This is a genomic window from Sphingomonas sp. BL-S-29 (assembly GCF_055521495.1).
Map to the genome: position 1 here is coordinate 370,737 of NZ_CM145482.1, position 26,029 is coordinate 396,765.

Annotated in this window: 29 protein-coding genes and 1 riboswitch; of the genes, 17 read left to right on the forward strand and 12 right to left on the reverse strand. The window is 66.5% G+C overall.

Annotation, left to right across the window (positions count from 1 at the left end):
* The first annotated feature begins 442 nt into the window (after positions 1 to 442).
* The 8 genes from ACZ1I2_RS01735 (at position 443) to ACZ1I2_RS01770 (ending at position 5,066) form a co-directional block, all read left to right on the forward strand.
* Positions 443 to 829 carry a hypothetical protein gene (locus ACZ1I2_RS01735; protein ID WP_465171319.1) on the forward strand — a complete coding sequence of 129 codons (387 nt, stop codon included), beginning with the start codon at positions 443 to 445 and terminating at the stop codon, positions 827 to 829.
* Positions 830 to 1,162: 333 nt separating this feature from the next.
* Positions 1,163 to 2,326 carry a diguanylate cyclase domain-containing protein gene (locus ACZ1I2_RS01740; protein ID WP_465175321.1) on the forward strand — a complete coding sequence of 388 codons (1,164 nt, stop codon included), beginning with the start codon at positions 1,163 to 1,165 and terminating at the stop codon, positions 2,324 to 2,326.
* A gap of 63 nt (positions 2,327 to 2,389) precedes the next feature.
* On the forward strand, positions 2,390 to 2,857 hold the full coding sequence (locus ACZ1I2_RS01745) for a hypothetical protein (protein WP_465171317.1): 468 nt from the start codon (positions 2,390 to 2,392) through the stop codon (positions 2,855 to 2,857).
* Positions 2,854 to 3,609, forward strand: coding sequence for a hypothetical protein (locus tag ACZ1I2_RS01750; RefSeq protein ID WP_465175320.1), 756 nt, complete (start codon positions 2,854 to 2,856; stop codon positions 3,607 to 3,609). Before ACZ1I2_RS01745 ends, ACZ1I2_RS01750 begins: the two co-directional genes overlap by 4 nt.
* A 79-nt stretch (positions 3,610 to 3,688) precedes the next feature.
* Positions 3,689 to 4,291, forward strand: coding sequence for a TetR/AcrR family transcriptional regulator (locus ACZ1I2_RS01755; RefSeq protein WP_465171315.1), 603 nt, complete (start codon positions 3,689 to 3,691; stop codon positions 4,289 to 4,291).
* Between the two features lie 15 nt (positions 4,292 to 4,306).
* Positions 4,307 to 4,513, forward strand: a complete 207-nt coding sequence (locus tag ACZ1I2_RS01760) for a DUF3817 domain-containing protein (protein WP_465175319.1) — start codon at positions 4,307 to 4,309, stop codon at positions 4,511 to 4,513.
* Positions 4,510 to 4,659 carry a hypothetical protein gene (locus ACZ1I2_RS01765; RefSeq protein WP_465181561.1) on the forward strand — a complete coding sequence of 50 codons (150 nt, stop codon included), beginning with the start codon at positions 4,510 to 4,512 and terminating at the stop codon, positions 4,657 to 4,659. The genes ACZ1I2_RS01760 and ACZ1I2_RS01765 overlap by 4 nt, the downstream gene beginning before the upstream one ends.
* Entirely contained in the window at positions 4,659 to 5,066 is a 408-nt protein-coding gene (locus ACZ1I2_RS01770) for a CopD family protein (protein WP_465171313.1), read from the forward strand. Before ACZ1I2_RS01765 ends, ACZ1I2_RS01770 begins: the two co-directional genes overlap by 1 nt.
* Positions 5,067 to 5,099: 33 nt before the next feature.
* Here the strand turns inward: ACZ1I2_RS01770 and ACZ1I2_RS01775 are convergent, their stop codons facing one another.
* Entirely contained in the window at positions 5,100 to 5,585 is a 486-nt protein-coding gene (locus ACZ1I2_RS01775; RefSeq protein ID WP_465171312.1) for a hypothetical protein, read from the reverse strand.
* A 259-nt stretch (positions 5,586 to 5,844) separates the two neighbouring features.
* Between ACZ1I2_RS01775 and ACZ1I2_RS01780 the strand changes: the two genes are divergently transcribed.
* From ACZ1I2_RS01780 to mobA, 3 genes are read left to right on the forward strand one after another with little or no spacing between them, the layout of a single operon-like run.
* Positions 5,845 to 8,256: an FdhF/YdeP family oxidoreductase gene (locus tag ACZ1I2_RS01780; protein WP_465175317.1), complete on the forward strand. Its 2,412-nt coding sequence runs from the start codon at positions 5,845 to 5,847 to the stop codon at positions 8,254 to 8,256.
* A 58-nt stretch (positions 8,257 to 8,314) separates the two neighbouring features.
* The gene (fdhD, locus tag ACZ1I2_RS01785; RefSeq protein WP_465175316.1) at positions 8,315 to 9,109 is read left to right on the forward strand and encodes a formate dehydrogenase accessory sulfurtransferase FdhD; all 795 of its coding nucleotides are present in this window, start codon (positions 8,315 to 8,317) and stop codon (positions 9,107 to 9,109) included.
* On the forward strand, positions 9,106 to 9,639 hold the full coding sequence (mobA, locus tag ACZ1I2_RS01790; protein ID WP_465175315.1) for a molybdenum cofactor guanylyltransferase: 534 nt from the start codon (positions 9,106 to 9,108) through the stop codon (positions 9,637 to 9,639). The genes fdhD and mobA overlap by 4 nt, the downstream gene beginning before the upstream one ends.
* Before the next feature lie 282 nt (positions 9,640 to 9,921).
* Here mobA and thiC read toward each other — a convergent pair whose 3' ends face one another.
* The 7 genes from thiC to ACZ1I2_RS01825 all read right to left on the reverse strand — a co-directional run bounded on the left by thiC (position 9,922) and on the right by ACZ1I2_RS01825 (position 17,032).
* Positions 9,922 to 11,817, reverse strand: a complete 1,896-nt coding sequence (gene thiC, locus ACZ1I2_RS01795) for a phosphomethylpyrimidine synthase ThiC (protein ID WP_465175314.1) — start codon at positions 11,815 to 11,817, stop codon at positions 9,922 to 9,924.
* Between the two features lie 38 nt (positions 11,818 to 11,855).
* A riboswitch (TPP riboswitch) is annotated at positions 11,856 to 11,964 on the reverse strand.
* A gap of 84 nt (positions 11,965 to 12,048) precedes the next feature.
* Complete coding sequence (locus ACZ1I2_RS01800) at positions 12,049 to 13,092, reverse strand: ferritin-like domain-containing protein (RefSeq protein WP_465175313.1); 1,044 nt, start codon at positions 13,090 to 13,092, stop codon at positions 12,049 to 12,051.
* Positions 13,093 to 13,126: 34 nt separating this feature from the next.
* Positions 13,127 to 14,101 carry a ferritin-like domain-containing protein gene (locus ACZ1I2_RS01805; RefSeq protein ID WP_465175312.1) on the reverse strand — a complete coding sequence of 325 codons (975 nt, stop codon included), beginning with the start codon at positions 14,099 to 14,101 and terminating at the stop codon, positions 13,127 to 13,129.
* 189 nt (positions 14,102 to 14,290) lie between these two features.
* A complete protein-coding gene (locus tag ACZ1I2_RS01810) occupies positions 14,291 to 15,169 on the reverse strand; it encodes a MipA/OmpV family protein (protein WP_465175311.1) in 879 nt (292 codons plus the stop codon).
* Between the two features lie 72 nt (positions 15,170 to 15,241).
* Positions 15,242 to 15,670, reverse strand: a complete 429-nt coding sequence (locus tag ACZ1I2_RS01815; protein WP_465175310.1) for a DUF2141 domain-containing protein — start codon at positions 15,668 to 15,670, stop codon at positions 15,242 to 15,244.
* Positions 15,603 to 16,424: a sterol desaturase family protein gene (locus ACZ1I2_RS01820; RefSeq protein ID WP_465175309.1), complete on the reverse strand. Its 822-nt coding sequence runs from the start codon at positions 16,422 to 16,424 to the stop codon at positions 15,603 to 15,605. Before ACZ1I2_RS01820 ends, ACZ1I2_RS01815 begins: the two co-directional genes overlap by 68 nt.
* A 29-nt stretch (positions 16,425 to 16,453) precedes the next feature.
* Complete coding sequence (locus ACZ1I2_RS01825; protein WP_465175308.1) at positions 16,454 to 17,032, reverse strand: TetR/AcrR family transcriptional regulator; 579 nt, start codon at positions 17,030 to 17,032, stop codon at positions 16,454 to 16,456.
* An 86-nt stretch (positions 17,033 to 17,118) separates the two neighbouring features.
* On the opposite strand from ACZ1I2_RS01825, the gene ACZ1I2_RS01830 reads away from it, so the two are divergent.
* Positions 17,119 to 17,733, forward strand: a complete 615-nt coding sequence (locus tag ACZ1I2_RS01830) for a glutathione binding-like protein (RefSeq protein WP_465171301.1) — start codon at positions 17,119 to 17,121, stop codon at positions 17,731 to 17,733.
* A gap of 16 nt (positions 17,734 to 17,749) precedes the next feature.
* Here ACZ1I2_RS01830 and ACZ1I2_RS01835 read toward each other — a convergent pair whose 3' ends face one another.
* On the reverse strand, positions 17,750 to 18,532 hold the full coding sequence (locus ACZ1I2_RS01835; protein ID WP_465175307.1) for a hypothetical protein: 783 nt from the start codon (positions 18,530 to 18,532) through the stop codon (positions 17,750 to 17,752).
* Positions 18,533 to 18,624: 92 nt separating this feature from the next.
* Here ACZ1I2_RS01835 and crtY point away from each other — a divergent pair, with 92 nt between their 5' ends.
* From crtY to ACZ1I2_RS01855, 4 genes are all read left to right on the forward strand, one after another.
* Positions 18,625 to 19,815 carry a lycopene beta-cyclase CrtY gene (crtY, locus tag ACZ1I2_RS01840; protein WP_465175306.1) on the forward strand — a complete coding sequence of 397 codons (1,191 nt, stop codon included), beginning with the start codon at positions 18,625 to 18,627 and terminating at the stop codon, positions 19,813 to 19,815.
* Positions 19,812 to 21,293, forward strand: coding sequence for a phytoene desaturase (locus ACZ1I2_RS01845; RefSeq protein WP_465175305.1), 1,482 nt, complete (start codon positions 19,812 to 19,814; stop codon positions 21,291 to 21,293). Before crtY ends, ACZ1I2_RS01845 begins: the two co-directional genes overlap by 4 nt.
* 157 nt (positions 21,294 to 21,450) lie before the next feature.
* On the forward strand, positions 21,451 to 22,032 hold the full coding sequence (locus ACZ1I2_RS01850) for an LOG family protein (RefSeq protein ID WP_465171297.1): 582 nt from the start codon (positions 21,451 to 21,453) through the stop codon (positions 22,030 to 22,032).
* 103 nt (positions 22,033 to 22,135) lie between these two features.
* A complete protein-coding gene (locus ACZ1I2_RS01855) occupies positions 22,136 to 23,086 on the forward strand; it encodes a phytoene/squalene synthase family protein (RefSeq protein WP_465175304.1) in 951 nt (316 codons plus the stop codon).
* A gap of 4 nt (positions 23,087 to 23,090) precedes the next feature.
* Here the strand turns inward: ACZ1I2_RS01855 and ACZ1I2_RS01860 are convergent, their stop codons facing one another.
* Positions 23,091 to 23,489: a hypothetical protein gene (locus ACZ1I2_RS01860; protein WP_465175303.1), complete on the reverse strand. Its 399-nt coding sequence runs from the start codon at positions 23,487 to 23,489 to the stop codon at positions 23,091 to 23,093.
* Positions 23,490 to 23,548: 59 nt separating this feature from the next.
* A complete protein-coding gene (locus tag ACZ1I2_RS01865) occupies positions 23,549 to 23,779 on the reverse strand; it encodes a hypothetical protein (RefSeq protein WP_465171294.1) in 231 nt (76 codons plus the stop codon).
* A 94-nt stretch (positions 23,780 to 23,873) separates the two neighbouring features.
* Here ACZ1I2_RS01865 and ACZ1I2_RS01870 point away from each other — a divergent pair, with 94 nt between their 5' ends.
* Entirely contained in the window at positions 23,874 to 25,691 is a 1,818-nt protein-coding gene (locus tag ACZ1I2_RS01870; RefSeq protein WP_465175302.1) for an ABCB family ABC transporter ATP-binding protein/permease, read from the forward strand.
* A gap of 3 nt (positions 25,692 to 25,694) precedes the next feature.
* On the opposite strand, the gene ACZ1I2_RS01875 is transcribed toward ACZ1I2_RS01870, so the two are convergent.
* The gene (locus tag ACZ1I2_RS01875) at positions 25,695 to 25,982 is read right to left on the reverse strand and encodes a GNAT family N-acetyltransferase (RefSeq protein ID WP_465175301.1); all 288 of its coding nucleotides are present in this window, start codon (positions 25,980 to 25,982) and stop codon (positions 25,695 to 25,697) included.
* Between the last annotated feature and the right edge of the window lie 47 nt (positions 25,983 to 26,029).

Consider the following 26,029-nt stretch of genomic DNA (forward strand, 5'->3'; position numbering starts at 1 on the left):
TCCTGCGCGATTCAGGTCTTTATGCATGAATTTGGCACGTGCGGTGCGTAAATCGCGCGGATTTGATGAGAAACAGCGCCAGCGATCTGATATCAACCATGATGCCCGGCGCGTCCCCGCGGCGCACCGGGAACCGAACAAACAAGATACATAAAATAACAGCAACGAGTCGCCGGCCACCAACTACATCCTATAGTATATTGCGGACAAGGCGCCTCGATGGCGCCTGCTCGTCTGGAATATCTTCGGTTCATGCTCAACGATCGTTTATGGATAAGCCGCAACCATTGCGGTATGTTTCGGAGAGGCTTGCCGGGGGAGAATCGCTCTCTCCGAGAAAGGCACCGTGCCTTCCAGGGGACATGGCGGCATCGCCATGCACGCTGGTCGGCGATGAATTCGCCCTGTGCCGGGCCGACATAGCTCTTCGAGGAAGCAGATCATGCAGCGACGACCGGAAATGTGCATCGTCAACCGCGAGCTGGTGGAGGATCTGGAACCCCTGGTCGGATCGCAGGCCGAGGTGATGCAGCGGCTTGGCATCAGCTGGAACAGCTGGATCAAGATCGTCGCCGGGCTGCCGGTGCGCAAATCGGTCGGCCAACGGCTGAAGGAGCGCGCCCTGGCCCAGGCCGCCACCGTGCAGGGTCTCAGGACGAAATTCCCGTGCAGCTCGGCGCCCGACGGCATCAACCGCGCGGCGCTGGAGAGCGTGTTCATGGCGCCCGCCGCCAATGACGCCGGTCCGGCGACTCGGCCCCCCGGCTATGGCCTGCGCGGCGTGCGGCAGGCGCGGTCGTTCGCGATGAGCGAGGGTGCGCCGGGGTGATCCCACGGCGCGAGCGCCGATGCCGTCATTTCCCACCACTGTCCGACCATCGGGCCGCGCGGATGCATATCCCGCTTCTCCCATCCTCATTTCGCCGCGTGATCGAAGGGGCGGCGACAGCGCGGATGAAGTAGTGGGCTAGCCTGCGGCGTGATTGAATCGACACGAAGACCGTGGTCGTGCGGGCGAATGTCAGTAGGGTCGCTGACATTGAAGGCAACAAGTCCGGCTGGCCGGAAATGGCCCCCGCCGCCCTCGCGGTCCACGCCTCTCTTTACAACTTGTTTACCATGTGGCCCGATAGTTTCCCGGACGATCCGGCGGGGAAAAGCCATGCGATCCAGTGTTTTCGGTGCCGCCCAGGCCGTCTGGCGGCGATGGTCGCCACCGCCGCCGGCCGAAATCCGCGACAGCCTGGTCGCCTTTCAGTTCGCCAGCATCCACCGCCAGATTCCGACGCTCCACCTCGTCGCGCTGATCAACATCGCGCTGGTCGATTATGTGCTGTGGCATCAGCAGGTGCCGCTGCGCGACTATGGCTGGACGGTGATCGGGGTCGCGTTCAGCCTGTGGCGACTGGCCGAATGGCTCCGCCGGCCGGAGACCGGGGGCGACCCGGTCGCGATCGCCCGGTTCCTGAAGGGCACCCGCATCGCGGCGATCGCCTCGGTGGCGCTGGTCAGCGCGTTCAGCGCCGCAAGCTTCGCCGAAGGCGGCCTGGGCTATCCCCTGCTGATCCCGATCTCGCTCGCCTTCGGCACGTTCAGTATCGCGCATTGCCTGGCGCCGCTGCGCCTCACCTCGATCGCGACGCTGCTGATCGGCATCCTGCCCTCCGGCGCGGCGATGATCGTGTCGGGCGATTTCATGGCGATGGTGCTGGGCGTCAGCATGATCAGCGTCGCACTGCTCAACATCGGCTTCCTGCGCGATTATCACCGCCAGATGATCGAGACGCTGATGCTGCACCGGCGCGTCGAGACACTGGCCAATGCCGATCCACTGACGGGCCTGCCCAACCGGCGCGCGATCTGCGAGGCGATCGAGCGGGCGCTGGCCGAGGCCGGGCGGAGCGGCGAGCGGGTGACGGTGGCGCTGGTCGATCTTGACGGGTTCAAGGAAGCCAATGACACGCACGGCCACCATGTCGGCGATTCCCTGCTCAAGGTGGTGGCTAAACGCCTGACCCGGCATGCCGGACCGGGCGCGCTGGTCGGGCGGCTGGGCGGTGACGAATTCGTGCTGATGCTGCGCGAGGACGCGGGCGAAACGTCGGTCGACGCGCGGCTGGCCGGTGTGATCGCTCGGCTGTGCCGGCCGACGCAGATCGGGGAGCTGGATCTGCCGGTATCGGGCAGCCTCGGCTATGCGTCCTGCCCCGGGGACGGGCTCGATCTGGATACGCTGCTGCAGGCGGCGGACGAGGCGCTGTACGCAGCGAAGCGCGGCGGCAAGGGGCGTGCGCTCCGGGTGGAGGCCGGCCGGCGGGTGGCCTGACGCTTGCGGAATCGCGCGCCGCGGCGCATTCATTGCGGCGGAGAGAGGGGTCGGGGGGCGCCGATGAAGCTGTTCTTGTCCGCTGCCGGGGCTATCGCCGCCTTGCTGGTGTCGTCGCCGGCCATTGCCCGCGACTATTATTATTTCAACAAGCCCGCGGTCGATCGCCAGACCTATCTGGAAGACCGGCTGGCCTGCGACGCACTCGCGGGCGGCGTGGCGCGCATCTCGCCCGACACGACCGAGATGAACCGGCAGATCTGGCAGAACAACAATCTGACCACGGGCCAGTCGGCCGCTGCGGCGGGCATCGCCAACCTGCTGGCCGGCTTGCTGGCGGGCAGCGAGACGCGGCGACTGCAATGGCAGGTCGAGCGCATCTGCCTGGCCGACAAGGGCTATCGCCGGTTCGAGATGGACAAGGCCGACTGGAAGGCGATCGAGAAGACCGGGGACGTCGCCGCGCGGATCGACAAATGGTTCACGCTCGCCTCCAGCACCGCACCACCGGGCAAGGAAATGTACGAATGAGGGCATTGATGCGCGCGGTACTGGCGCTGGCATTGCTGGTCGTGGCGCCCGCCGCGCCGGCGAAGATCACATCGACCGGCCAGCTCAAGGCCGACAAGGCTTATCTGCTCGTCCAGGTCGACCCGGTGGTGGTCAAACTGATGGGCACGAGCCGGATGGTCACCGGAATCCTCTTCGCGCCCTATGACGTGCAGGCGAGGCAGGTGCGTGCGGGCGTGATGGCGCAGAACGACCCGATCGCGAAAGACGGCAAGCGCCGCCTGTTCCTGCTGGAGATCGACCCCGGCACCTGGGTGATCGCCGGGACGGGCGGTAGCGGCGCGTCGCTGGGATCGGCGGATACGAGCTTTTCGCTGGGCAGCTATCATTTCCAGGCCAGGGCTGGCGACGTGCTCGACCTGGGCGTGTTCGAGCCGCAGCGCGAGGAGACGGACAATCCAGATGCCAAGCTGACCAGCGGCAAGCTGATCGGGATGATGTTCCTGCACCAGCGGATCGAGCCGGTGCCGAACCGACTGGAAATCCGCCCGCGGGCAGAGGGCGATATCGCAATACCGGCGTGGCTGGCTTCACGGCCGCTGGTGCAGCCGGCGTTCGTCTATGGCGGCACCTTCGGCAACAGCCTGGGCGGGCTGGTCAATCGCATCGACGGCAAGGAAGGGCGCGGCCGGGCGGTTGGCACGGCAAGCTATCTGTCGAAGCTGGGGCAGCCGGTGGCCGAGCCGGCCGGGGCGGCAGCTTCCGAGCCTTGAGGGGGCCGCAAGTCCGGCAGCTCTCGCCCGACAATCGATAACGGTTGCAAAATAGCACGACCGTTCGTACTAAAAATGCATGAAAGCGGATGCGACTCGTGCACGGGTGATCGAGGAAGGGCTGCAGAGCCTGAGCCAGGGCGGGCTTGCCGCCGTCACGATCGGGCGGCTGGCCGAGGCGACCAGCCTGTCCAAGAGCGGCCTGTTCGCTCATTTCCGATCGCGTGAATCGCTGGAGATCGCGCTGATCGAAGAGGCCGTCCGAGTCGCTCGGCACCATGTGGTGGAGCCCGCGATGCGCAATCCGCAGGGGCTGCCGCGGCTGATGGCGCTGGTGGGCCAGTGGTTCGGCTGGTCGGCCCGCGCGGGATTGCGCGGCGGCTGCCCGATTGCCGCCGCGCTGTTCGAGCTCGACGACGCGCCGGGCGCGGTGCGCGACCGGGTGGCGGCGCTGGACGCTGAGTGGCGCGGGCTGCTGCGCGCCGAGGCCGGGGCGGCGGTGGCGCTGGGCCATCTGCATGCGGACACGGATCTGGACCAGCTTGTCTGGGAACTATGCGGCATCTATCTCGCGCACCATAGCGCGATGCGTTTCCACCGCGACCCGGACGCCGACCGGCGCGCGCAGACGGCGCTGGTCGCGTTGCTGCGGCGAAGCGGCGCCGACCCTGCCGATCTCTAGCGCCGGAGCAACTCCATGGCCTCCTCTGCCGCCTCGTCGGCGATCATCGACGACCTCGCGCAGCTGCGGCGGCTGCGCCTCGCCTCCTTCGTCGAGGCGAGCACATTGCTGATCCTGCTGCTGGTCGCGGTGCCGCTCAAGCATGTCCTCGGCTATGCTATGGCCACGCGCATCATGGGCCGGTGCACGGCGCGGCGTTCGTCGCCTATCTGTGGAGCATGATCGCCACCGTCTCGGGCGGCGGCTGGTCGCGGCGCGAGACGCTCCGGCTGGGCGTGGCCGCGTTCGTGCCGTTCGGTGGCTTCCTCAATGCCGGGCTGCTGCGCCGCAAGCGGGCGGCGCTCGCCGCCGGACTGGAGCGGCGGTGATGCCCTATCTCTGGGTGAAGGCAGCGCATGTCGCCGCCGTCCTGCTCTTCATCGGCGGGCTGTTCGCGCAGAGTGTCGCGGTGGCGGCCGGCCGGCTGGGCGAGCCGGCCATGGCGGCACTGGTTGCCACCTGGGACCGGCGCGTGACGGTGCCGGCGATGCTGCTGCTGTGGCTGACCGGTGCGACGATCGCGGTGCAGGGGGCGTGGTTCGGGAGCGGGTGGCTATGGGCGAAGCTGAGCGTCGTGGTGGCGCTCACGGGGCTGCACGGGGTTCAGTCTGGCAGGCTGCGGCGGCTGCGAAACAGGGCCGAAGTTGACGCGCGCCCGCCCGCCCTTGGTATCGCGACGTTCATCGCATGCGCGACCACGCTCATTGCGCTGCTGGTAGTCGTCAAACCGTTTTGAGACTGAGGCGGGGGCGGGCGTCGTATCGGCGCGTCAGCGCGGCGTGGGGCGCCGCACCGCGATCACGCCGGCGGCGATGAAGGCAATGAGCGCGAGGCCCTGGGCGATCGCGAAGGGCGGCTCGGTGCCGGTCGGCGCGAAGGCGTTGAGGAAGGGGATCTTCTGAAAGCCCTGCACGATCCCGACAAAGACGTTGAGATAGAGCGCGAAGACCGCGGTGATCGTATAGACGGGGCGCCAGATGCCCGCCCGCGCGAAGCCGTACAGCGCGACCAGCGCCACGGCGAGATCGACCAGCGAGATGGCGCCGACGATGTGCGGCGGGCCGATCACCTTGATCGGGAAGAAGAAGCCGGTAACGCTGGTCAAGATGGTGAAGACCAGGAAAGCGAGGTTCCAGCCCTTGAGCCATCGTCCGCCGAGCAGCGCCGCGAGGAAGACGAGCCCGGTCAGGATGCCGATCAGGCTGATGATCGTGTGAAGCTGCGTGAACGCCGGCACCGACAGTCCGAGAATCATTGGCCCACCCCCTAGTTTTGCGCAGAGTATATCGTGGGCGTGGCGTCGACGAGGGGTTTTGTGTCGGCAGCGGAATGAAAATTGTGCCGGATACGGAACGCGCCGTGGATGCGCGCAGTGGCTTCGGCACTCGGCCGAAAGCGTGCGGAACGGCATCTTCCCGCCCGGCGGCACCGAGACCTTGGTATGAGATCAACATTGCTGGTAATCCGCCATTGTCCTGACGACGCGGCAGGCATTTTTAGACAAGGTCCCTCGCATGACCGAAAAACGTCCGGATGGCATCAGGGACTATCACGAACCCGCGGGCGGTTGGGGTGCGCTCAAGGCGGTCGCGGTCGCCCTGAAACGCCAACAGGTGATCGTCCAGGGCAGCAAGACGCTGTTGAAGAACAACCAGCCCGATGGCTTCGACTGTCCAGGCTGCGCCTGGCCCGACCCCAAACACACCTCCGCGTTCGAATTTTGCGAAAATGGCGCGAAGGCGGTCGCGTGGGAATCGACGGCCAAGCGCGTCGATCCGGACTTCTTTGCCGCGCACAAGGTCGCCGACCTTTGGGAGCAGCCCGACCATTGGCTCGAAGGCCAGGGCCGCCTCACCCATCCGTTGCGATACAATCCGGCGACCGACCATTATGAAGTCGTCGATTGGGAAGAGGCGATCGCCGATATCGGCGCCAGGATGGCGGCGCTCGACCATGCGGACCAGGCGGAATTCTACACGTCGGGACGCGCCTCCAACGAAGCCGCTTTCCTGTTCCAGCTCTATGCCCGCGCGTTCGGCACCAACAACTTCCCCGACTGCTCGAACATGTGCCACGAGGCGACATCGGTCGGGCTGCCGAAGTCGATCGGCATCGGCAAGGGCACGGTCAGCCTCGACGATTTCGACCACGCCGATCTCATCCTGTCGATGGGCCATAATCCAGGGACCAATCACCCGCGCATGATGACGTCGCTGCACGACGCAGCGAAGCGCGGGGCGACCATCATCGTGCTCAATCCGTTGAAGGAGCGCGCGCTCGAGCGTTTTCAGGCACCGCAGGAACCGGTCGAGATGGTGACGATGCGCTCGACACCGATCGCCTCGGCCTATTTCCAGGTAAGGATCGGCGGCGATGCCGCGGCGCTGAGGGGCATCTGCAAGGCCCTGATCGACATGGACCGCGCCGCCACGGCGGCCGATACCGCCCCGGTGCTCGATCACAGCTTCATCGCGGGGCACACCGCCGGCTTCGACGCCTTCGCCGCCGATCTCGACGCCATCTCATGGGCAGAGATCGAGCGCGGCAGCGGCCTGGCCCGGGCCGATCTCGAACAGGTCGCCAGGGCCTATGCCGCCGCCGAGGCAACGATCGTCTGTTATGGCATGGGGATCACCCAGCATCGCACCGGCACCTCCAATGTCCAGCAGATCGCCAACCTGCTCCTGCTGAAAGGCAATATCGGCCGCCGCGGCGCGGGCATCTGCCCGTTGCGGGGCCATAGCAACGTCCAGGGCGATCGCACCGTCGGCATTACCGAGATCCCGACCAAGGCGTTTCTCGACCGGATGGAATCGGTCTTCGGCTTCGTTCAGCCGCGCAAGCATGGCCATTCGGTCGTCGATGCCATCGCCGCGATGCGCGACGGGACCTCGAAGGCGATCATCAGCCTTGGCGGCAACCTCGCCGTCGCGGGTCCCGATCCGGCGGCATGCTTCGCGGCGTTCCGCAATCTCGATCTGTCCGTCTCGCTCGCGACCAAGCTCAACCGCACGCATCTGCTCACCGGCAAGACGACCTATATCCTGCCCGTACTCGGCCGCACCGAGCTCGACGAGCAGGCGACCGGCGTCCAGTCGGTCACGGTCGAGGATTCGATGTCGATGGTGCACGCCTCACGGGGCTTTCTCGCGCCGCCGAGCGACATGGTGCGATCGGAACCCTGGATCATCGCCCGGCTCGCGCGCGCGACTCTGGGCGACAAGGTGCCGGTCGACTGGGAAGAGCTCGCCGGCGACTATGCCCTGATCCGCGACAGGATCGAAGCGGTTTTCCCCGATTTCGAGGCCTATAACGACCGCATCCGCCAACCCGGCGGCTTTCACCTGCCTAATTCCGCTGCCGAGCGGGTGTGGAAGACGGAGAGCGGCAAAGCCAATTTCCTGATCTTCCCGCATGGCGATGACGGCGTCGACGCGGAGCAGCCCGACATCTTGCGCCTGACCAGCCTGCGCGCGCACGATCAGTACAACACCACCATCTACGGGCTGGACGATCGCTATCGCGGGGTATTCGGGCGGCGCGACGTCCTGTTCCTGAATGTCCGCGACATGGCGCGCCTCGGCTTTGCCGAGGGCGATGTGGTGGATGTCGAGACGGCGCTGACTCATGCGCATCCCGACCGGGTGGTGCGGACACTGACGATCGTCCGCTACGATCTGCCGGATGGCTGTTGCGCCGCCTATTATCCCGAAACACAGCCGCTGATCGCGCTCGAGGATCACGATCCGGCGAGCCTGACCCCGGCGTACAAATCGGTCCCGGTGCGGTTGCGACGCGCGTCTCCGTCGGACCTCGCCACCGCTACCGTTATTCGCGCGGGCCTGGTCGGGCGTGCGGACGACGCGTCTCGGGCGCGGGGATCGGTCGCGATGCAGCAATCGCCCGCCGATCCGTCCGAGCGGTGAGGGGTCGCGCCACCGGCCAGGTGAGCGCCGCGCCAGCGAATGGCGATGTGGAAGATCGATGAATCGCTCCATACCCGGCACGTTCGACCGGATCGCCAGAAACGGCGATCGCGACCCCGTGACCCGCGCGGTTGCGGTGGAGAAGCCCATCGCGATCGAATTCAATGGCATCGGCTATGCCGTCATGATGGCTACCCCGCAGGATCTGGAGGATTTCGCGGTCGGCTTCGCCTTGAGCGAGCGGCTCATCGAAGACGATCGCGACGTTCTGGCGATCGACTCGCATGAAGTGGCCGCCGGCGTCGTTCTTCGGGTTCAACTCCCGGCCGCGAATGCCGCCAGAGTGGTCGACCGGGTCCGCCACCGCGTATCCGATTCCTCGTGTGGCCTTTGCGGGATCGACAATCTCGAACACGCCCTGCGGCCGCTCCCTCAACTGCCGGCAGCGCACGGCATCGCGGACCACGCGATCTTCGCTGCGCTGGAGCAGCTTGGCGACCACCAGCCGCTCAATCGCGCAACCGGCGCAGTCCACGCCGCGGCCCGATGCTCGGCGGATGGATCGATCCTCGACGTGCGGGAGGATGTCGGGCGCCATAATGCCTTCGACAAGCTGATCGGCGCCATGGTGAGGGCAGGCATCCGGTGGGATGGAGGCTTTGCCTTGCTGTCGTCGCGCTGTTCCTATGAGCTGGTCGAGAAAGCGGCTCTCAGCGGGTGCCCGACGCTGGTGACGATCTCGGCCGCGACCGACCTTGCGATCGCTCGGGCGCAATTCTGTGGCTTGCGGCTGATGGTCCTGGCCCGACCGGATGCGGTGCTTTCGGTCCCCGGAGGGGACGGAGCGCGATGACCCTCGGTGCGGTTCTCGCCGGGGGGATGTCGCGGCGATTTGGAACGGACAAGGCCATAGCCCTGTGGCGCGGCCGGCCGCTGCTGTCGCATGCAGCGGAGGCGCTTGCCCCCCATTGCGATCTCGTCGCGGTCTCCGGCGGCAGTCGTGCCGTGATGGGCTTCCCGGCCATCCCCGATTGGCCACGCGACGATCTCGGCCCGCTGGGAGGGATTTGCGGCGCGATGCGGCACGCCAGCGACATGGGTTTCTCCACCGTCCTCACCATCGCCTGCGACACGCCTGTCGTCCCGGCATCCGTCTTCGTCAGCCTGCTCGCCGCGAAAGCGCCGGCGGTTGTCCGGGGGATGCCGGTTATCGGATGCTGGCCGGCGGACCTGGCCAGCGATTTGGCGGATTATCTGGAGCGGTCGCCGGAGCGGTCGATCATGGGCTGGGCGGAGCAGATGGGCGCGATCCAGATCGAGGTGGAGCGGCCTATTCCGAACGTCAATCGTCCGGATGATCTGGCTGGGCTCACAGCGCCTTGACGGCTTAGGTGCCGGTCAGGACGGGGCGAGTTTAGTATAGTGTCCCTGAGACTCCCAGGTCACAGGAGGTGCACTTCCAGCCTGCGCCGCGCAGGCGGTCCAGCGCGGAGGGGGCTTTTTACGGCCGAAGAATTTCATAGAGATTCTCGGTCATGACCAATGGCCTTTTCCGCCGTCTCGCTTGGGGCGAGGCCCCTCCACCATTCGCAAAGGGCGAATGGTCCCCCTCCCCCTGCTGCGCAGAGGGAGGAATGAGAGGGGCGCCTCACGTTCGCGTAAACCTCACTCGGCGGCCGGCAGGTAGATCTCCCCGCCAGTTTGACGGAATTTCTCGCTCATTTCATCCATGCCCTTTTCGGCATCGGCATTCGCAAAGCGCGCCCTTGCCGCATCCCCCTCCTGCGCCGGTGCGGCGGCAAGGAAGTTGTCTACGCCGCTGTTCTGCTTCGCCGCGAAGTCGCGCACCTCTTGCGTGATCTTCATCGAGCAGAATTTCGGCCCGCACATCGAGCAGAAATGCGCGGTCTTGGCGCCTTCGGCGGGGAGGGTCTGGTCGTGATATTGCTCCGCCGTGTCGGGATCGAGCGACAGGTTGAACTGGTCGCGCCAGCGGAATTCGAAGCGGGCGCGGCTCAGCGCGTCGTCGCGGAGCTTCGCGGCCGGGTGGCCCTTGGCGAGATCGGCGGCGTGGGCGGCGAGCTTGTAGGTGACGACACCCACCTTCACATCGTCGCGGTCGGGGAGCCCGAGATGCTCCTTGGGGGTGACGTAGCAAAGCATCGCCGTGCCGTACCAGCCGATCATCGCGGCGCCGATGCCGCTGGTGATATGGTCATAGCCCGGCGCGATATCGGTGGTGAGCGGCCCGAGCGTGTAGAAGGGCGCCTCGCCGCAAACCTCGAGCTGCTTGTCCATATTCTCCTTGATCTTGTGCATCGGCACATGGCCGGGGCCTTCGATCATGACCTGGACGTCCTGCTTCCAGGCGCGGTGGGTGAGTTCGCCGAGGGTATAGAGCTCGCTGAACTGCGCTTCGTCATTGGCATCGGCGATGCTGCCGGGGCGGAGACCATCGCCGAGGCTGTAGGCGATGTCATACGCCTTCATGATCTCGGTGATCTCGTCGAAGCGTTCGTAGAGGAAGCTCTCCTTGTGGTGCGCGAGGCACCATTTCGCCATGATCGAGCCGCCGCGGCTGACGATGCCGGTGACGCGCTTCGCCGTCATCGGCACGTACGCAAGGCGCACGCCGGCATGGATGGTGAAATAATCCACGCCCTGTTCGGCCTGCTCGATCAGCGTGTCGCGGAAGATATCCCAGGTGAGGTCCTCGGCGACGCCGCCGACCTTTTCCAGCGCCTGGTAGATCGGCACGGTGCCGATCGGCACGGGGGAGTTGCGCAGGATCCATTCGCGCGTGTCGTGGATGTTGCGGCCGGTCGACAGGTCCATCACCGTGTCCGCGCCCCAGCGGATCGACCAGACCATCTTGTCGACCTCCGCCGCGACGTTCGAGGCGACGGCGCTGTTGCCGATATTGGCGTTGATCTTGACGAGGAAGTTGCGGCCGATCGCCATCGGCTCGGATTCGGGGTGGTTGATGTTGTTGGGGATGATCGCGCGACCGCGGGCAACCTCGTCCCGGACGAATTCGGGCGTGACGTGATCGGGGATCGAGGCACCCCAATCCTGGCCGTCGCGGATCAGCTTCTCCTTGGCGGCGGCGCGGCCCATATTCTCGCGGATCGCGACATATTCCATTTCGGGCGTGATGATGCCGCGGCGGGCATAGTGCATCTGGCTGACATTATGGCCGGCCTTTGCGCGCAGCGGACGCTTCACGACATTGGGGAATTGCGGCACGCCGGCGGAACGGTCCGGGCCGGACAGGCCGTTATCCTCGGGCCTGATCTCGCGCGCGTCATAGCTTTCGACGTCGCCGCGGCCGATGATCCAGTCGCGACGGAGCGACGGCAGGCCGGCATTGATGTCGATGATCGCCTTGGGATCGGTATAGGGGCCCGAGGTGTCATAGACGCGCAAAGGCACTTCACCGCTCGACGGCTCGAGCACGATCTCACGCATCGCCACGCGCCATTCGCCGACATGGATCTTGCGCGAGCCGCGGATCGGGCCAGTGGTGACGCCGATTTCGGTGCGGGCGGGGATGTCGGCCATGGGTGTTCGCTCCAATATGCGGAGCGAGGACGGATTTCGGGTGAAAGCCGCTCCCTCCCTCCGCCGGTCTCAACCGGATCAGGTTCGGCGGGTCGGGGGCTGCAGCCCCCCTCTCAGGCGCGCATCAGCGCCCCCCCGGGGATGGGACGGACCCTAGGCGTGTCAGCGCACAAAGAAAAGGCCGCGCGACCCAAGGGTCGCGCGGCCTGTCTCTTTGCGATCCTGCCAGGTTCAGTTGGCGGCGCTGGTCTTGAAATAGGTGCTGATCACGCCGTTGGGGTAGAAACCCCCGCCGACCACCGCCGAAGAGGAGGTGTACAGCACATTGAGCGCCTGGCCGGGGGTACGGCCGAAGACGATGCCGTCGATATTGGTCGGCGTGACGTTGGCGGTGCTCGCATTGCCGGTGACCCCCTGATCATTGTCGCTGGCGCCGTCGAATGAATCCCGGGCGTTGCTGAGCTGATCGGTCGCCGAGCGCGCGGCGGTGCCACGGGCATAGAGCTGCGAGCGGACCATCGCGGCGTGGAAGGATTTCGTCGCCAGCGCGTCCGCCGCCGCGTTGAGATAGAGCAGGTTCGCGATCGACGGCGCCGTGCCGATATAGGCGCTGACGATGACGTCCTGCAGCAGGAAGGCGCCGAGCAGGAAGTTGGTCTCGCTCGAATAGGGATCGAACTGATCGGCGGGACCGATCAGGCCCGCCACGCGCGCCAGCCGGGTGAAGCCGCCGGTGATGCTGTTCGAGATGTCGATTGCCGGCTGGGCGGAAACCGCCGCCGAGCCGATCGCCGAGCGCAGGAAGCCGAGCAGGGCGAGCTCGCCCGCCGCGATCTCGCGCGCATATTGGCCAAGCAGGGCATCGGTGAAGGTCACCTGAGTGCCGCCCGTCACCGCGCCCTGGGTGCCGGTGCCGGTGAGCAGCGCGGCACCGCCGCCGGGCAGGGTGGCCGAGGCGGGGATCGCCTCGACACCAGCGCCTGTGGTCGCGCGGATGAAATATTGCGTGACGAGATATTGCAGCTGAAGCGTGAAGTTGAGGTAGTCGACGTCGAGCGCGACCGTGGAGGTCGAGGTGGGCGACGGCGTGGGCGTGACGGTCGAGGTGGGCGTCGGCGTCGGGGTGCTGCTGTTGCTGCCGCCACAGGCAGCCAGGCCCATCGCCACGGTGGCGCTGCCAGCGAGCAGCAGGAAGCGCCGGCGCTGCCCGAAGCTGCGGTCGTCGGCGGGGCCGGCCATGTCGAGCGCCGGGATCGGGGAGTCGGTATCGGTCATCGTGAAATCTTCCCTTTGGGGAGCACAGGTGCGATCAGTTCGCCGAGCTGGTCTTCACCGTGCCGTTGAGGCCGGCGGCGAAAAAGCCGCCCAGGCTGACGGCAGCGCTGTTCAGATAGAGAATGTTGAGCACCTGGCCGGTCGAGCGGCCGGCGATGAGGCCGTCCGCGCCGGCGGGCACGACGTTCGACACGATATTGCCGCTGACCGTGCTGGGCGAAATGCCCTGATCGAGATCTGCGGTGCCATCGAGCGTATCCCGGACGTCGGAGATCTTGTCGGCGTTCGTCCTGAGCGCCGGCGTCGCCACGCCCTTTGCATAGAGCAGCGACCGGATCACCGCGGTGTGATGCGCGTGCGTGGAGACCAGGCCGAGGACCTTGCCGAGGAACGCCTTGTCCGAGATCGAGGCGGCGGCGCCAGCAAAGGCGGTGACGAGCACGTCCTCGAAGATATAGGCGCCGAGCAGGAAATTCTCGTCGCTGGCATAGGGATCGAACGCGCCCGCGGCAGCGATGCCGGCGGCGACCGCCATCTTGCTGAACGCACTGGTCGTGCCGGTGCCGAGATCGATCGCCGGCTGAGCGGTCGCACCGTCGGTGCCGAGCGTGGCGCGCAGGAAGGAGACATGCGCCGCCAGGTCCTGCTGGATCTCGCTGGCATATTGAGCGACGAGCGGATCGGTGAAGGTCACCTGACGCGCGCCGGTGGCGGCGCCGGCGGTACCGACCCCGGTCAGCATCGCGGCGGGAAGGCCGGCACCGGTGACGGCGAAGCTGTAATATTGCGCGGCGAGATATTCGAGCTGGAGCAGGAAATTGCCCATGTCGTTATCGACGATCGTCGCGGCCGAGGCCGACGTGGCGATCGACAAGGCGCCGGCGCCCGCCGCGGTCGCCGCAGCGGCGCCGAGCGCGGCCCTGAAGAATTCGCGGCGCTCGTTACGCAGGTTGCTTTCCGGCTGGAGGGGCGACTCGCTACCCTCGATCAGCTGCTGGTCGTCGGTCAAAATGACCTCTCCTTGAGATGGTGTCCCATGACAGGACGGATTCAGCCACCGTTTCCCGTCATTTGCATGACCGGGCATGTCGATTTCCGACCGGTTTCCGTCTTCGGGTAGCCGATGTGCGGGGGCGACAGCAACAGTCGTTCGCCCCCGATCCATCGCACATCCCTTCGGTCCATCTCAAAAAAGGGATCAGAAGGTATAGCCGAGCCCGATCGCGCCGAACCACTGGTTGCGACTGCCGGCGATGCTGACCACCGGGCTGTCGGCATAACTGCCCTGCATCCGGGTGTAGGAACCCATCGCATAGATGCCGAGGCCGTGGAGCAGATCGCCGGTGAGCGAATGGCCGACGACCGTGCCGAAGCTCACGTCCTTCCAGCCCTTGCCGCCGCTGAACACCGGCAGGCCGCTACGCGCCGAGCCAGCGGCATCGACGTCGAAATAGGCGCGGGAATAACCGGCGCCGGCATAGTCGGCCGAGACCGAAATGCCGACGAACGCCTTGCGGCTGAGCGGCGTGGTATATTCGATCGACGGCGTGATGACGTAGCTGCGATAGACCTTGCCGACATCATGGACATAGGCGACCTTGAGCGAGAGGCTGTCATAGTCGCTGGTGATCACGCCGGTCTTGGCGATGCCGACATAGCCGCCGGCCTCGAGCGCGATCTTGCGATTGCCGAGCGCCTTGACCTGCGGATCGGTGACGCGACCGGTGCGGTTGAAGTTGAGGCCGACGATCGGGCCGAGCTGAACATCGAAGGACGGGCCCGACGGGTTCGGGATCAGGTCGACATAGAGCTGGGTGCCGCGCGTCGAGAAGGCGAAGCCGGCGACCTTGCCGCGCGCCGCGACGGCGGGGGCGATGATATAGTCGTTCGACCCTTCATAGCTCGGCATCAGGGCCGCGCCGCCGCCGATGGTGAAGCTGGTGCGGTCGGCATCGGGGGCCTCTTGCTGCGAAGGGCCCTGGGCGGACACCGCCGGTATCTCCTGCGCGAAGGCGGGCGCCGCGGTGAAGCAGGACAAGGTTGCGGCGAGCAGGGCGATACGATTTTGTGCGGTCACAAGCATACTCCAGGAACGGGTCATCAGGGCGGCAAACGCGGCCTGCCGCGCTTTGGGTCCGCCGCCTCGATCCTAAAGCAGGTAAAGCATCCTCACCTGTTGCGCATCGGCATCACCGGAGACGGTGAAACGCGCCGCCTTGAAGCTGGGCGGGCCGAAGGTGATGACCGGGTTGCGCGAGAAGCCGAAACCCTCTTTCGGAATGCCGGCAAAGGTGTCGAGCTTGCCATTGCCATTCTCGTCATGGATCACCGCGATGGCGTAATCGCCGCGCGGCAGGCCGTCAAAGGCGATGTCGTGGCGAGTCGCCGGCACCGACCGGGTCACAGCATGCCTGTCGTCGGTGCATTTGGGGAAGTTCGCGGGATCGGCGGTGAGGCAGATGCGGATCAGACCATGCGTCGAGCGCAGCTTCGCCACGTCGAGCGACAGGTCAGAGACCGGCGTCGCGCCCGGCAGCAGCGCCATCGCGACGATCGCCAGGCCCAATCGCCTTGTCATGTGCCGCCTTCCGCCGCGCGCGCGCATGATCACGGGCGAAATCGCCGATGCCGCGGTCCGTGCCGCAGAGGCGATCCCAGAAGCGGAAATAGAGCCCATAATTCCCCCCATATTGCTCATGGTGGCGCTGATGATGGCTCGCCGTGATGAGCCAGGCCCCCATTCGCCCCCGCCACATGAACGTAGGAAAAACCTCCCACCCCATATGGTTGGTAACCCCCATAACGGTCATCACGGTGAGCACCACCGCGAGCGCGTAGGGGTGGATCGGAATCACGAACACCAGTAGCGGAATTGCCACAGCGCCGGTGATCGCCTCGATCGGGTGAAACGCCATCGCCGCCCAGGCGGTGGGCGGGCGGCTGGCATGATGGACGGCATGCGCGAGGCGGAACGGCCGGGGCAGATGCATCCAGCGATGCGTCCAGTAGAACCAGGCGTCATGCGCGATCAGGTAAAGCAGCACCGAGACCGGCAGATACCAGAGGGGGAAGGCGTGGACGTCGCTGTAGATCCTCGTCCAGCCGCGATTCTGCCAGCCCCAGGCGATGATGCCGGCGGGCGCGCCGTAGATCGCGGCGGAGGCGAGGCTCCACCAGATCTCGCGCCGGATCTGCGGATCGAGCCCGGCGTAAAGGCCGGGATGCTTCGCGCGGGTCGCCAGATCGAAGGCGCCGCTGACGATCAGGTAGCGTATGCCGACGATCAGCGTCATCGCGACGGCGGAGAGCAGGATGGCGAAGGCGATAGTCATCGGCACCGCCTTACACGGCAAAGCCCCGGCTAGACCACCATCGCGGCGCAATCCCGCGCGATACGTTCCAGCGACTCGCGCGATTCGCCGGCGCGGGCCCGCACGCTGAGCGAATGCAGCGCGGAGGCGACGACCACGGCGGACGCGGCCGGGCGCGTGCTGCCCGCCTCCACCAGCAATGCCTCGATACAGCGATCCTCCATGGCGAGGAATCGCGCGAGCACCGCGCGCACCTCCGGATCGGCGGCGGCCTCCGCCGTGGCGGTCCCGACGAGCAGGCACCCCGACGGCCCCTTCTCGCCCGACATATAGCCGTTGATCGCCCCGATCAGCATGCGTTCGACCATCTCGCGCAGCGGCAGGCCGAGCCCGTGCAGCGTGCCGAAGGAACGCTCGACCCGCTCGATCAGCCGAGTCAGCGCGGCGACATAGAGCGCGCGCTTGTCGCCGAACGCGGCATAGAGGCTGGGGCGCGCGAGGCCGGTCGCGTCGGCCAGTTCGTCAAGCGACGTGCCGGCGAACCCGTGCGTGCGGAAGCGTTCCGACGCGGCCTTGAGCGCGACATCGGCATCGAAGCTGCGCGGGCGGCCGCGGGGGCGTTCTGACAAATCTGTACCGTTTCGCAAAGAATCATTGACGAACGACTATATTATGCGAAACAGTATAGAAATCAACCAAGGCCCGGGAGGTCCCCATGAAGCTCTATTTCATTCCCTTCGCCTGCTCGCTCGCCACGCGGATCGCGATCGAGGAAGCCGAGCTCGATGCCGAGTTCGTGCAGGTCCTGCCGGGCGGGCGTCTGCCCGACGGGCGGCCTTTCACCACGATCAGCCCGATGGGCTATGTCCCGGCGATGGAGACGATCGGCGGCCTCGCGCTGACCGAGGGGCCGGCGGTGCTGACCTATATCGCCGATCTCGCCGCCGAGGGCGTGCTGGCGCCGGCGCCCTATACCGAGGAGCGTTATCAGATGATGCGCTGGCTCAACTTCATCTCGACCGAGCTGCACAAGGCGGTATTCGTCCCGCTGATGAGCAAGTCGGCGCCCGAAGGTGCCAAAGCCTGGGCGCGCGCGCTGGCGACAAAGCGGCTCGACCTGTTGTCGGCCCATCTCGACGGCGCCGACTATCTGGGGGACAGCTTCAGCGTGGCCGATGCCTATCTGCTGAGTATCCTCAACTGGTGCGAGCATGCCGGCATGCCGATCGCCGACTGGCCGGTGCTGCTCGGCTGGCGGACGCGCATGCGCAAGCGCCCCTCGATCGCGCGGGCGATGGGAGCGGAGATGCCGCTGCTCCAGGCCGCCTGAGCCCGGAGGGACGGCGTCAGCGCTTTTTGGCACCGTCCTTCAGGTCGAGCGGCGAGATCTTCGTTCCTTCGACCATCCAGGCGGTGTCGTTTCCGGTCCCGACCGCGATCGGCTTGCCCATCCAGAGCGACAGATAGACATGGATCTCGGTCGGGTGCGGGTCGAGCAGGTGCGTGACGAAGCCCATGACGGCGTCCTTGGGCTGCGCCACGACGAGGCAGGTCTTGGCGAAATCGCGCGTGGCGGCGACCCTTCCGTCAGCGCCGATATCCACCTCGTGATGGCCACCGAACGGATAGGCGTTCTGCGTGACCATCGGGGTCAGGAGATAGACCGGGATAGTGCCGTCCGGCTGGGGTGGCAGGACCACGCTGTTATAAGGCCGGTCGACGCAGCCCTTGAGCTCCAGGTCCCGCGCGACCTCGAGCGCCGCGATCATGCGTTCGCCCTGGGCCGACAGCGCCTCGCGGGTCGCCGGCACGCGCTCGGCAGCGACCTTGCCGTCCGCATAATCCGCGGCGTAGATCGCATAGGGCTTCGTGCCGTCGAACCCGTAATAGGTGACGGTAAGGGCCTCGCCATGCGGTTCGACGACCCAGCCGCGGATCGCGGCCATGGTCTCGCCCGGCAATTTCTTCGCGACCATCGCGTCGGTGGTATACCAGGCGGCCTGATCGAAGGCGTAAAGCTGCGCGCCGCGCCGGCTCACCGTCTCCAGATCCGCGGTCTTGATCCGCTCCTGCGCCACGGCCGGCGACAGCGTCAGGGCAAGTGCGGCGATGGCGGCCAGGATATTCATGGATGATGTCCCCTCGGCCCCGATCCTAATCCACCATCGCAAAGGGACAAGCGGGCGATTTGCACAGCGAAGCGATTCCGCTACGCAACATCATGCCCGCGCCTCTCTCCTGCGATATCGCGATCATCGGCGCCGGACTGGCGGGCGGGCTGGTGACTCTGGCGCTGAAGAAGCGACGCCCCGATCTCGACATCCGGCTGATCGAGGAATCGGGCCGGATCGGCGGCAACCATCTCTGGTCCTTCTTCGCCAGCGACGTGGCGGAGGGCGACCGCTGGATCGTCGCGCCGCTGATCAGCCACGGCTGGGGGCGATATGACATCGCCTTTCCGGCGCACCGGCGCACGCTGAACACCGCCTATAATTCGATCGACTCCGCACAGCTGGATAGCGTCGTGCGCGCCGCACTGCCGGAAGGCGCGCTGGTGACGGGGCGCAGAGTGATCGAGGCCGGTCCGACCATGGTGGTGCTGGAGGACGGCGAACGCATCGCGGCAGGGGGCGTGATCGATGCCCGGGGGCCGGCCGATCTCGGCCTGCTGGATCTGGGCTGGCAGAAATTCCTGGGCCGCGAGCTCGAACTGGGCGCGGCGCACGACCAGCCGACGCCGCTGGTGATGGATGCGACCGTCGAGCAGATCGACGGATACCGGTTCGTCTATTGCCTGCCCTTCACGGCGACGCGGATGTTCGTCGAGGACACCTATTACAGCGACACCCCCGATCTCGACCGCGCCGCGCTGACCCGGCGCATCGACGGCTATGCGGCGCGGCGCGGCTGGCAGGTCAGGCAGGTCCTGCGCGAGGAGACCGGCGTGCTGCCCGTCGCGATGGGCGGCGATTTCGAGGCCTATTGGCGCAGCGGGGGCTCCAGGGTCGCCAAGGCCGGCATGCGCGCCGGGCTGTTCCACCCGACCACCGGCTATTCGCTGCCCGATGCGGTGCGCACCGCATCGCTGATCGCCCGGGCGGCCGACCTGTCGGGCAGCGCGCTGCACGACCTGACCTATGACCTCGCCCGATCGACCTGGCGCCGGCGCGGCTTCTACCGCATGCTCGACAAGATGCTGTTCAGGGCTGCAGAGCCCGCCGAACGCTATCGCATCCTGGAACGCTTCTATCGACTCGATCCTCGTCTTATAGGCCGTTTCTATGCTGGAAAATCGACCCTATCCGACAAGGCCCGTGTCCTGATGGGCAAGCCCCCCGTACCGGTGGGTCGCGCGCTCGAAGCGATCGCCGGTTCCGCCATCCGCCCGGCCGCGCGCCGGAGCCCGGCATGAGCCGTACCGCCATCGTCATCGGCGCCGGGTTCGGCGGGCTCGCGCTCGGCATCCGCCTGCAATCGGCGGGCGTCGAGACGACCATCGTCGAGGCGCGCGACAAGCCCGGCGGGCGCGCTTATGTGTGGGAGAAGGACGGCTTCACCTTCGATGCCGGGCCGACCGTCATCACCGACCCGCCCTGCCTGCAGGAATTATGGGCGCTGACCGGGCGCAGCATGGCGGACGACGTGACGCTCACCCCCGTGCTGCCTTTCTACCGGCTCAACTGGCCCGACGGCACCAGTTTCGACTATACCAATGACGACGCTGTGCTGATGGCGGAGATCGCTAGGCTCAACCCGGAGGATGTCGCCGGCTATCGCAAGTTCCTCGACTATTCGGCGGGCGTTTTCCACGAAGGCTATGAGAAGCTCGGCCATGTCGCATTTCTCGACTTCGCGTCGATGATCAAGGCGGCGCCTGCGCTGGCGAAATATCAGGCCTGGCGATCGGTCTATTCGATCGTGTCGAGCTTCGTGAAGGACGAGCATCTGCGCCAGGCGCTGAGCTTCCACACCTTGCTCGTCGGCGGCAACCCGATGACGACCAGCGCGATCTACGCGCTGATCCACAAGCTGGAGCGCGACGGCGGGGTGTGGTTCGCCAGGGGCGGGACCAACCGGCTGATCGCCGGCATGGTCACGCATTTCGAGCGGCTGGGCGGGGTACTGCGGCTGAACGATCCGGTGACCAGCATCGAGACCCTGGGCGACAAGGCGACCGGCGTGGTCACGGCGTCGGGCTGGGAAGGCACCGCCGACATGGTCGCGTGCAACGGCGACGTCGTCCATATCTATCGCGACCTGCTGAAATCCTCGCGCAGCGCGCAACGCACGGTGCCCAAGCTCGAGCGCAAGCGCTTCTCGCCGTCGCTGTTCGTGGTGCATTTCGGGATCAAGGGCACCTGGCCGGGCATCCCGCACCACATGATCCTGTTCGGCCCGCGCTATAAGGGGCTGCTCACCGACCTGTACGAGACCGGCGTGCTGCCCGAGGATTTCTCGCTCTATCTCCACCACCCGACCGTGACCGATCCGAGCCTGGCACCAGAGGGTCATTCGACCTTCTATGCGCTGGCACCGGTGCCGCATCTCGGCAAATTCCCGGTCGACTGGGCCGAGATCGGGCCGATCCTGGAAAAGCGCATCCTCGATGAGATCGGGCGGCGGCTGATCCCCGATATCCATGACCGGATCGTGACCAAATTCCATTACGCGCCGAGCGATTTCGCGACCGACCTGAACGCGCATCTCGGCAGCGCCTTCAGCCTGGAGCCGATCCTGACGCAGAGCGCCTGGTTCCGGGTGCATAATCGCGACGACGAGATTCCGAACCTCTATTTCGTCGGCGCGGGCACGCATCCGGGCGCGGGGATTCCAGGGGTCGTCGGCAGCGCCAAGGCGACGGCGGCGTTGATGCTGGAGGGACCACGGTGATGTGTTTTCAAATCCTCCCCGGTACGGGGAGGGGGACCGCCCGCTTCTTCAGCGGGTGGTGGAGGGGGAGCGCCACAAGCGCTTCGCCTGCGGAAGCCCCCCTCCACCATTCGCCGGAAGAGGCGAATGGTCCCCCTCCCCGTGCCGGGGAGGAGCTATGAAACGCCTTGCCGTCTATTGCGGATCGGCCAGCCCAGCCGATCCGGTTTACATCGAGTCCGCCCGCGCCGTCGGCCGCACGCTTGCCGAGCGAGGGATCGGCGTCGTCTATGGTGGCGGGCGGCTCGGGCTGATGGGGGCGATCGCCGATAGTGCGCTGGAGGCGGGCGGCGAGGTGATCGGGATCATCCCGACCGCGCTGGTGACCGCCGAGGTTGCGCATCGCGGGCTGACCGAGCTGCAGGTCGTCGACACGATGCACCAGCGCAAACAGGCCTTCACCGACCTGTCCGACGGCTTCATCAACCTGCCCGGCGGAACGGGCACGATGGACGAGTTGTGGGAAGCGCTGAGCTGGGCGCAGATCGGCTATCACGCCAAGCCGGTCGGGCTGCTCAACGTGGCGGGCTATTACGACCATCTCATCGCCTTTTACGAAAAGATGGGCGAAGTCGGTTTCCTGCGGCCGCAGCATCAGAACATCCTGCTGATCGACGACACGCTCGACGGGCTGCTCGCGAAGATGGCCGATCACACGCCGATCGAGACGATCACCAAGATGCGCGCCAAGGACCTGTGATTCCCGCATCCCCTCCGTTCGTATCGAGCGAAGTCGAGCAGCCCGTCCCTGACCAGGGTGTCTCGACTTCGCTCGATACGAACGGAGGGAAGGGGATTTCACGGTGACGACCGGTACCCTCCCCACACGCGACGCGATCGTCGCGACGGCGGCGGAATCGATCGCACGGGGATCGAAGAGCTTCGCGGCGGCGAGCCGGCTGTTCGACCGCAAGACGCGCGAACGCGCCTGGCTGCTCTATGCCTGGTGCCGCAAATGCGACGACATCGCCGACGGCCAGGACCATGGGCACGGCATGACGATCGTCGAGGATGCGCCGGCGCGGCTGGCGCGGATCTCGGCGATGACCGAGGCGGCGCTCGCCGGCGACTGGGTCGGCGACCCGGCATTCGACGCGCTGCGCATCGTCGCGGCCGAGACGAACATGCCGCGACGCTTCGCGCGCGACCTGATCGCGGGATTCGCGCTCGATGCGGAGGACTGGCGGCCGCGCAGCGAGGATGACCTCTACAAATATTGCTATCATGTCGCCGGCGCGGTCGGCTGCATGATGGCGGTGGCGATGGGCGTGTCGCCCGATGACGACGCGACGCTCGACCGCGCCTGCGACCTCGGCATTGCCTTCCAGCTCGCCAATATCGCGCGCGACGTGGAGGAGGATGACCGGGTCGGGCGCTGTTATCTGCCCGAGGACTGGCTGGTCGAGATGGACATCCCGCCGGGCCAGCATATGAAGCCGCCCTTCCGCCAGCGGCTCGCGGTGCTGACCAAAAGGCTCGCCGCACGCGCCGCCGACTATGAAACGAGCGCGCGGGCGGGGACCCCGGCGCTGCCCTTCCGATCCGCCTGGGCGGTGCTGGCGGCGGCGGGCATCTATGGCGCGATCGGGCGTGCGGTGGCCGAGCGCGGCGAACATGCCTGGGACCACCGCGTCACCACCTCGACCAGCGCCAAGATCGCGATGATCGCGCGGGCGGCGCGCGAGGCGACCCAGCGGCGGACGCTCTATCCGCCCCTGCCCCGCGACCCGAATTTGTGGACAAGGCCGCGCTGACGCTTCAGCCGAGCAACGGCTCCCCCGGATAGGGCTTGCGGTGCGCCCATATGCCGATCGCGCCGCCCACGATGGGCAGGGTCACCGCGCAGGCCTGCATCCACAGCGGGTGGGGCAGGGTGACGATGGTCGCGATATTGTCGGCGAGCACGACGAACGAGACGATCCATCCCGCGACGCGCCAGTCGCTGACACGAAGCGCGAGCCACGCCCCGGCCAGCGCGCCGACCAGCCAGCCCGCCACTACGACCAGCTTGGCGAAAACCGGCATGCCGCGGACGATCTCGGCCAACGCAGCGGAGTCGGCACTGTCCAGTTCGGACACTGGATACAGATAGCCCGTCACCCACAGCACCAGCAGTGCCGCGATCACGCCAAGAATAATGCCTAGAATCCTGCGCATCGCCCGCCCAGCCGCGTGTGACGGTCACCGTAGCAGCGACGCCCGAAAGCGGAAGGGCTTCAGCCGCCCCGGCGTTGCGGATTGGCCTGGACGAGTTGCGGGCGGTTGGAGCGGCACGCGGCGCTGATGACCGGGTAATCGATGTCGCTGTTGCGCTGGAGCATGGCGGGCATCGCGGCCTGGCATTGCGCGACCGAGGCATAACGCACGGGCACAACGCGCGCCTCCGCGCATTGAGTCGAACCGTCCGCGCAGCCCATGATCGCCATGACGAAGTAGAACGGTTCCATGCTTCGGCTCCCAGTCAAGGCGTCAATCGACGAAGCGAGACTCTTGTTCCGTGAAATACTTTCGATTGGAGGCAGCGTGCCTATATTGGCCACAATGCCCCCCATGACCGAACCGACCCGCATCGAGCGCCCGCTGATTCCGACACTCCGGCGCTTCCTGCCCTATCTGTGGCCGGCCGATGCGCCGATGTTGCGGCTGCGCATCGTCATCGCGCTGCTGCTAGTGCTCGCCTCCAAGCTGGTGCAGGTTTACGGCGCGCCTTTCGCGCTGCAGGGGGCGATCGACGGCATGGGCGCGGGCGACCGCAGCGCGACCACGCTGATCCTGCTGCTGGTGATCGGCTATGCCGCCGCGCGCTTCGGATCGGTGGTGTTCGACAATCTGCGCAACGCCGTGTTCGAGCGCGTCGGGCAGGAAGCGACGCGCCGGCTGGCGGCGGCGGTGTTCCGGCACCTCCACCGCCTGTCGCTGCGCTTCCATCTCGAACGGCGCACCGGCGCCGTCACCAAGGTGGTCGAGCGCGGCACCAAGAGTATCGACACGATGCTCTATTTCCTGCTGTTCAACATCGCGCCGACGGTGCTCGAGCTGAGCCTGGTGCTCGGCATCTTCTGGACCAAATTCGGGCCCGGGCTGGTCGTCGGCACCCTGGTGATGGTCGCGGCGTACATCGTCTTCACCCGGTTCGTGACGGACTGGCGCGCGGCACTGCGCTCGCGGATGAACGATCTCGACACCGGCGCGGTGGCGCATGCGGTGGATTCGCTGCTGAATTTCGAGACGGTCAAATATTTCGGCGCCGAGGAACGCGAGGCCAGGCGCTATGACGAAGGCATCGCCGCCTATGCCAGTGCCGCGGTGATCAGCGAGAATTCACTAGCCTGGCTGAATATCGGCCAGGCGCTCATCACCAATCTGATGATGGCGGGCGGCATGGCGCTGGTCGTGTGGGGCTGGAGCGAGGGGCGCTATACCGCCGGCAACGTCGTGCTGGTCAGCACCCTGCTTGCCCAGCTGTTCCGCCCGCTCGATCTGCTCGGCATGGTCTATCGCACGATCCGCCAGGGCGTGATCGACATGGGCGCGATGTTCGACCTGATCGACACGCCGTCGGAAGTGACCGATGCGCCGGGCGCCAAGCCCCTGGTCGTCGGCGCCGGCCATGTGCGGTTCGAGGATGTGCGGTTCGGCTATGATGCCGGCCAGCCGATCCTGAAGGGCATCGACCTGGACATTCCCGCCGGGCACACCCTGGCGGTGGTCGGGCCGTCGGGCGCGGGCAAATCGACGCTCGCGCGGCTGATGTACCGGTTCTACGATCTGACGGGCGGACGCATCACCATCGACGGGCAGGATATCGCCCAGGTGACGCAGGATTCGCTGCGCGCCGCGATCGGTATCGTTCCGCAGGACACGGTGCTGTTCAATGACACGATCGGCTACAACATCGCTTATGGCCGCGAGGGCGCGAGCCAGGAAGATATCGAACGCGCGGCACGGGGCGCCGCGATCGCGGAGTTCATCGAGCGCCAGCCTTTGGGCTATGCGACCCGGGTCGGCGAGCGCGGGCTGAAGCTGTCGGGCGGCGAGAAGCAGCGCGTGGCGATCGCCCGCACCCTGCTCAAGAACCCGCCGATCCTGATCCTCGACGAGGCGACCAGCGCGCTCGACAGCCGCACCGAAGCGGAGATTCAGGCGACGCTGGAGGATATCGGGCGGGGCCGATCCACGATCGTCATCGCGCACCGACTGTCGACCGTGGTCCATGCCGACGAGATCGTCGTGCTGGAGGCGGGACGCGTGGTCGAGCGCGGCAGCCATGCGGCGTTGCTGCGCAGGGACGGGCTCTATGCGGAGATGTGGAACCGCCAGGCGCAGGAACGCGAAGAGGGTGCACTGGCAGCCGAGTAAGGCTCAGGCCAGCGGTTCGGCCAGCAGATCCTGCCACTCCGGATGCCGTTCGATATAGGCCTTCACGAACTTGCAGACCGGCCGCACTTTCAGCCCGCGGGCGCGCACCTGAGCCAGCGCGCCCGAGATCAGCCGGCTGGCCACGCCATGCCCCTCCAGCGCCGGCGGGACGATGGTGTGGGTGAAGGTGATGACATCGCCGTCCAGCGTGTATTCGCTGAAGGAGAGATGGCGATCGACCACCAGCTCGAAGCGGTGGGCAGCGATATTGTCGCGAACTTCCTCGGTCATGCACACCCGCTAACAGGAAAGCACCGGGCTAGGCCAGCCACCTCGCA

Excerpts from the sequence above, each read along its gene's own strand:
- ACZ1I2_RS01735 (WP_465171319.1), top strand. The coding sequence starts at position 443 with ATGCAGCGACGACCGGAAATGTGCATCGTCAACCGCGAGCTGGTGGAG.
- ACZ1I2_RS01740 (WP_465175321.1), top strand. The coding sequence starts at position 1,163 with ATGCGATCCAGTGTTTTCGGTGCCGCCCAGGCCGTCTGGCGGCGATGG.
- ACZ1I2_RS01745 (WP_465171317.1), top strand. The coding sequence starts at position 2,390 with ATGAAGCTGTTCTTGTCCGCTGCCGGGGCTATCGCCGCCTTGCTGGTG.
- ACZ1I2_RS01750 (WP_465175320.1), top strand. The coding sequence starts at position 2,854 with ATGAGGGCATTGATGCGCGCGGTACTGGCGCTGGCATTGCTGGTCGTG.
- ACZ1I2_RS01755 (WP_465171315.1), top strand. The coding sequence starts at position 3,689 with ATGAAAGCGGATGCGACTCGTGCACGGGTGATCGAGGAAGGGCTGCAG.
- ACZ1I2_RS01760 (WP_465175319.1), top strand. The coding sequence starts at position 4,307 with ATGGCCTCCTCTGCCGCCTCGTCGGCGATCATCGACGACCTCGCGCAG.
- ACZ1I2_RS01765 (WP_465181561.1), top strand. The coding sequence starts at position 4,510 with ATGATCGCCACCGTCTCGGGCGGCGGCTGGTCGCGGCGCGAGACGCTC.
- ACZ1I2_RS01770 (WP_465171313.1), top strand. The coding sequence starts at position 4,659 with ATGCCCTATCTCTGGGTGAAGGCAGCGCATGTCGCCGCCGTCCTGCTC.
- ACZ1I2_RS01775 (WP_465171312.1), bottom strand. The coding sequence starts at position 5,585 with ATGATTCTCGGACTGTCGGTGCCGGCGTTCACGCAGCTTCACACGATC.
- ACZ1I2_RS01780 (WP_465175317.1), top strand. The coding sequence starts at position 5,845 with ATGACCGAAAAACGTCCGGATGGCATCAGGGACTATCACGAACCCGCG.
- fdhD (WP_465175316.1), top strand. The coding sequence starts at position 8,315 with ATGAATCGCTCCATACCCGGCACGTTCGACCGGATCGCCAGAAACGGC.
- mobA (WP_465175315.1), top strand. The coding sequence starts at position 9,106 with ATGACCCTCGGTGCGGTTCTCGCCGGGGGGATGTCGCGGCGATTTGGA.
- thiC (WP_465175314.1), bottom strand. The coding sequence starts at position 11,817 with ATGGCCGACATCCCCGCCCGCACCGAAATCGGCGTCACCACTGGCCCG.
- ACZ1I2_RS01800 (WP_465175313.1), bottom strand. The coding sequence starts at position 13,092 with ATGACCGATACCGACTCCCCGATCCCGGCGCTCGACATGGCCGGCCCC.
- ACZ1I2_RS01815 (WP_465175310.1), bottom strand. The coding sequence starts at position 15,670 with ATGACAAGGCGATTGGGCCTGGCGATCGTCGCGATGGCGCTGCTGCCG.
- ACZ1I2_RS01820 (WP_465175309.1), bottom strand. The coding sequence starts at position 16,424 with ATGACTATCGCCTTCGCCATCCTGCTCTCCGCCGTCGCGATGACGCTG.
- ACZ1I2_RS01830 (WP_465171301.1), top strand. The coding sequence starts at position 17,119 with ATGAAGCTCTATTTCATTCCCTTCGCCTGCTCGCTCGCCACGCGGATC.
- ACZ1I2_RS01835 (WP_465175307.1), bottom strand. The coding sequence starts at position 18,532 with ATGAATATCCTGGCCGCCATCGCCGCACTTGCCCTGACGCTGTCGCCG.
- crtY (WP_465175306.1), top strand. The coding sequence starts at position 18,625 with ATGCCCGCGCCTCTCTCCTGCGATATCGCGATCATCGGCGCCGGACTG.
- ACZ1I2_RS01845 (WP_465175305.1), top strand. The coding sequence starts at position 19,812 with ATGAGCCGTACCGCCATCGTCATCGGCGCCGGGTTCGGCGGGCTCGCG.
- ACZ1I2_RS01850 (WP_465171297.1), top strand. The coding sequence starts at position 21,451 with ATGAAACGCCTTGCCGTCTATTGCGGATCGGCCAGCCCAGCCGATCCG.
- ACZ1I2_RS01860 (WP_465175303.1), bottom strand. The coding sequence starts at position 23,489 with ATGCGCAGGATTCTAGGCATTATTCTTGGCGTGATCGCGGCACTGCTG.
- ACZ1I2_RS01865 (WP_465171294.1), bottom strand. The coding sequence starts at position 23,779 with ATGGAACCGTTCTACTTCGTCATGGCGATCATGGGCTGCGCGGACGGT.
- ACZ1I2_RS01870 (WP_465175302.1), top strand. The coding sequence starts at position 23,874 with ATGCCCCCCATGACCGAACCGACCCGCATCGAGCGCCCGCTGATTCCG.
- ACZ1I2_RS01875 (WP_465175301.1), bottom strand. The coding sequence starts at position 25,982 with ATGACCGAGGAAGTTCGCGACAATATCGCTGCCCACCGCTTCGAGCTG.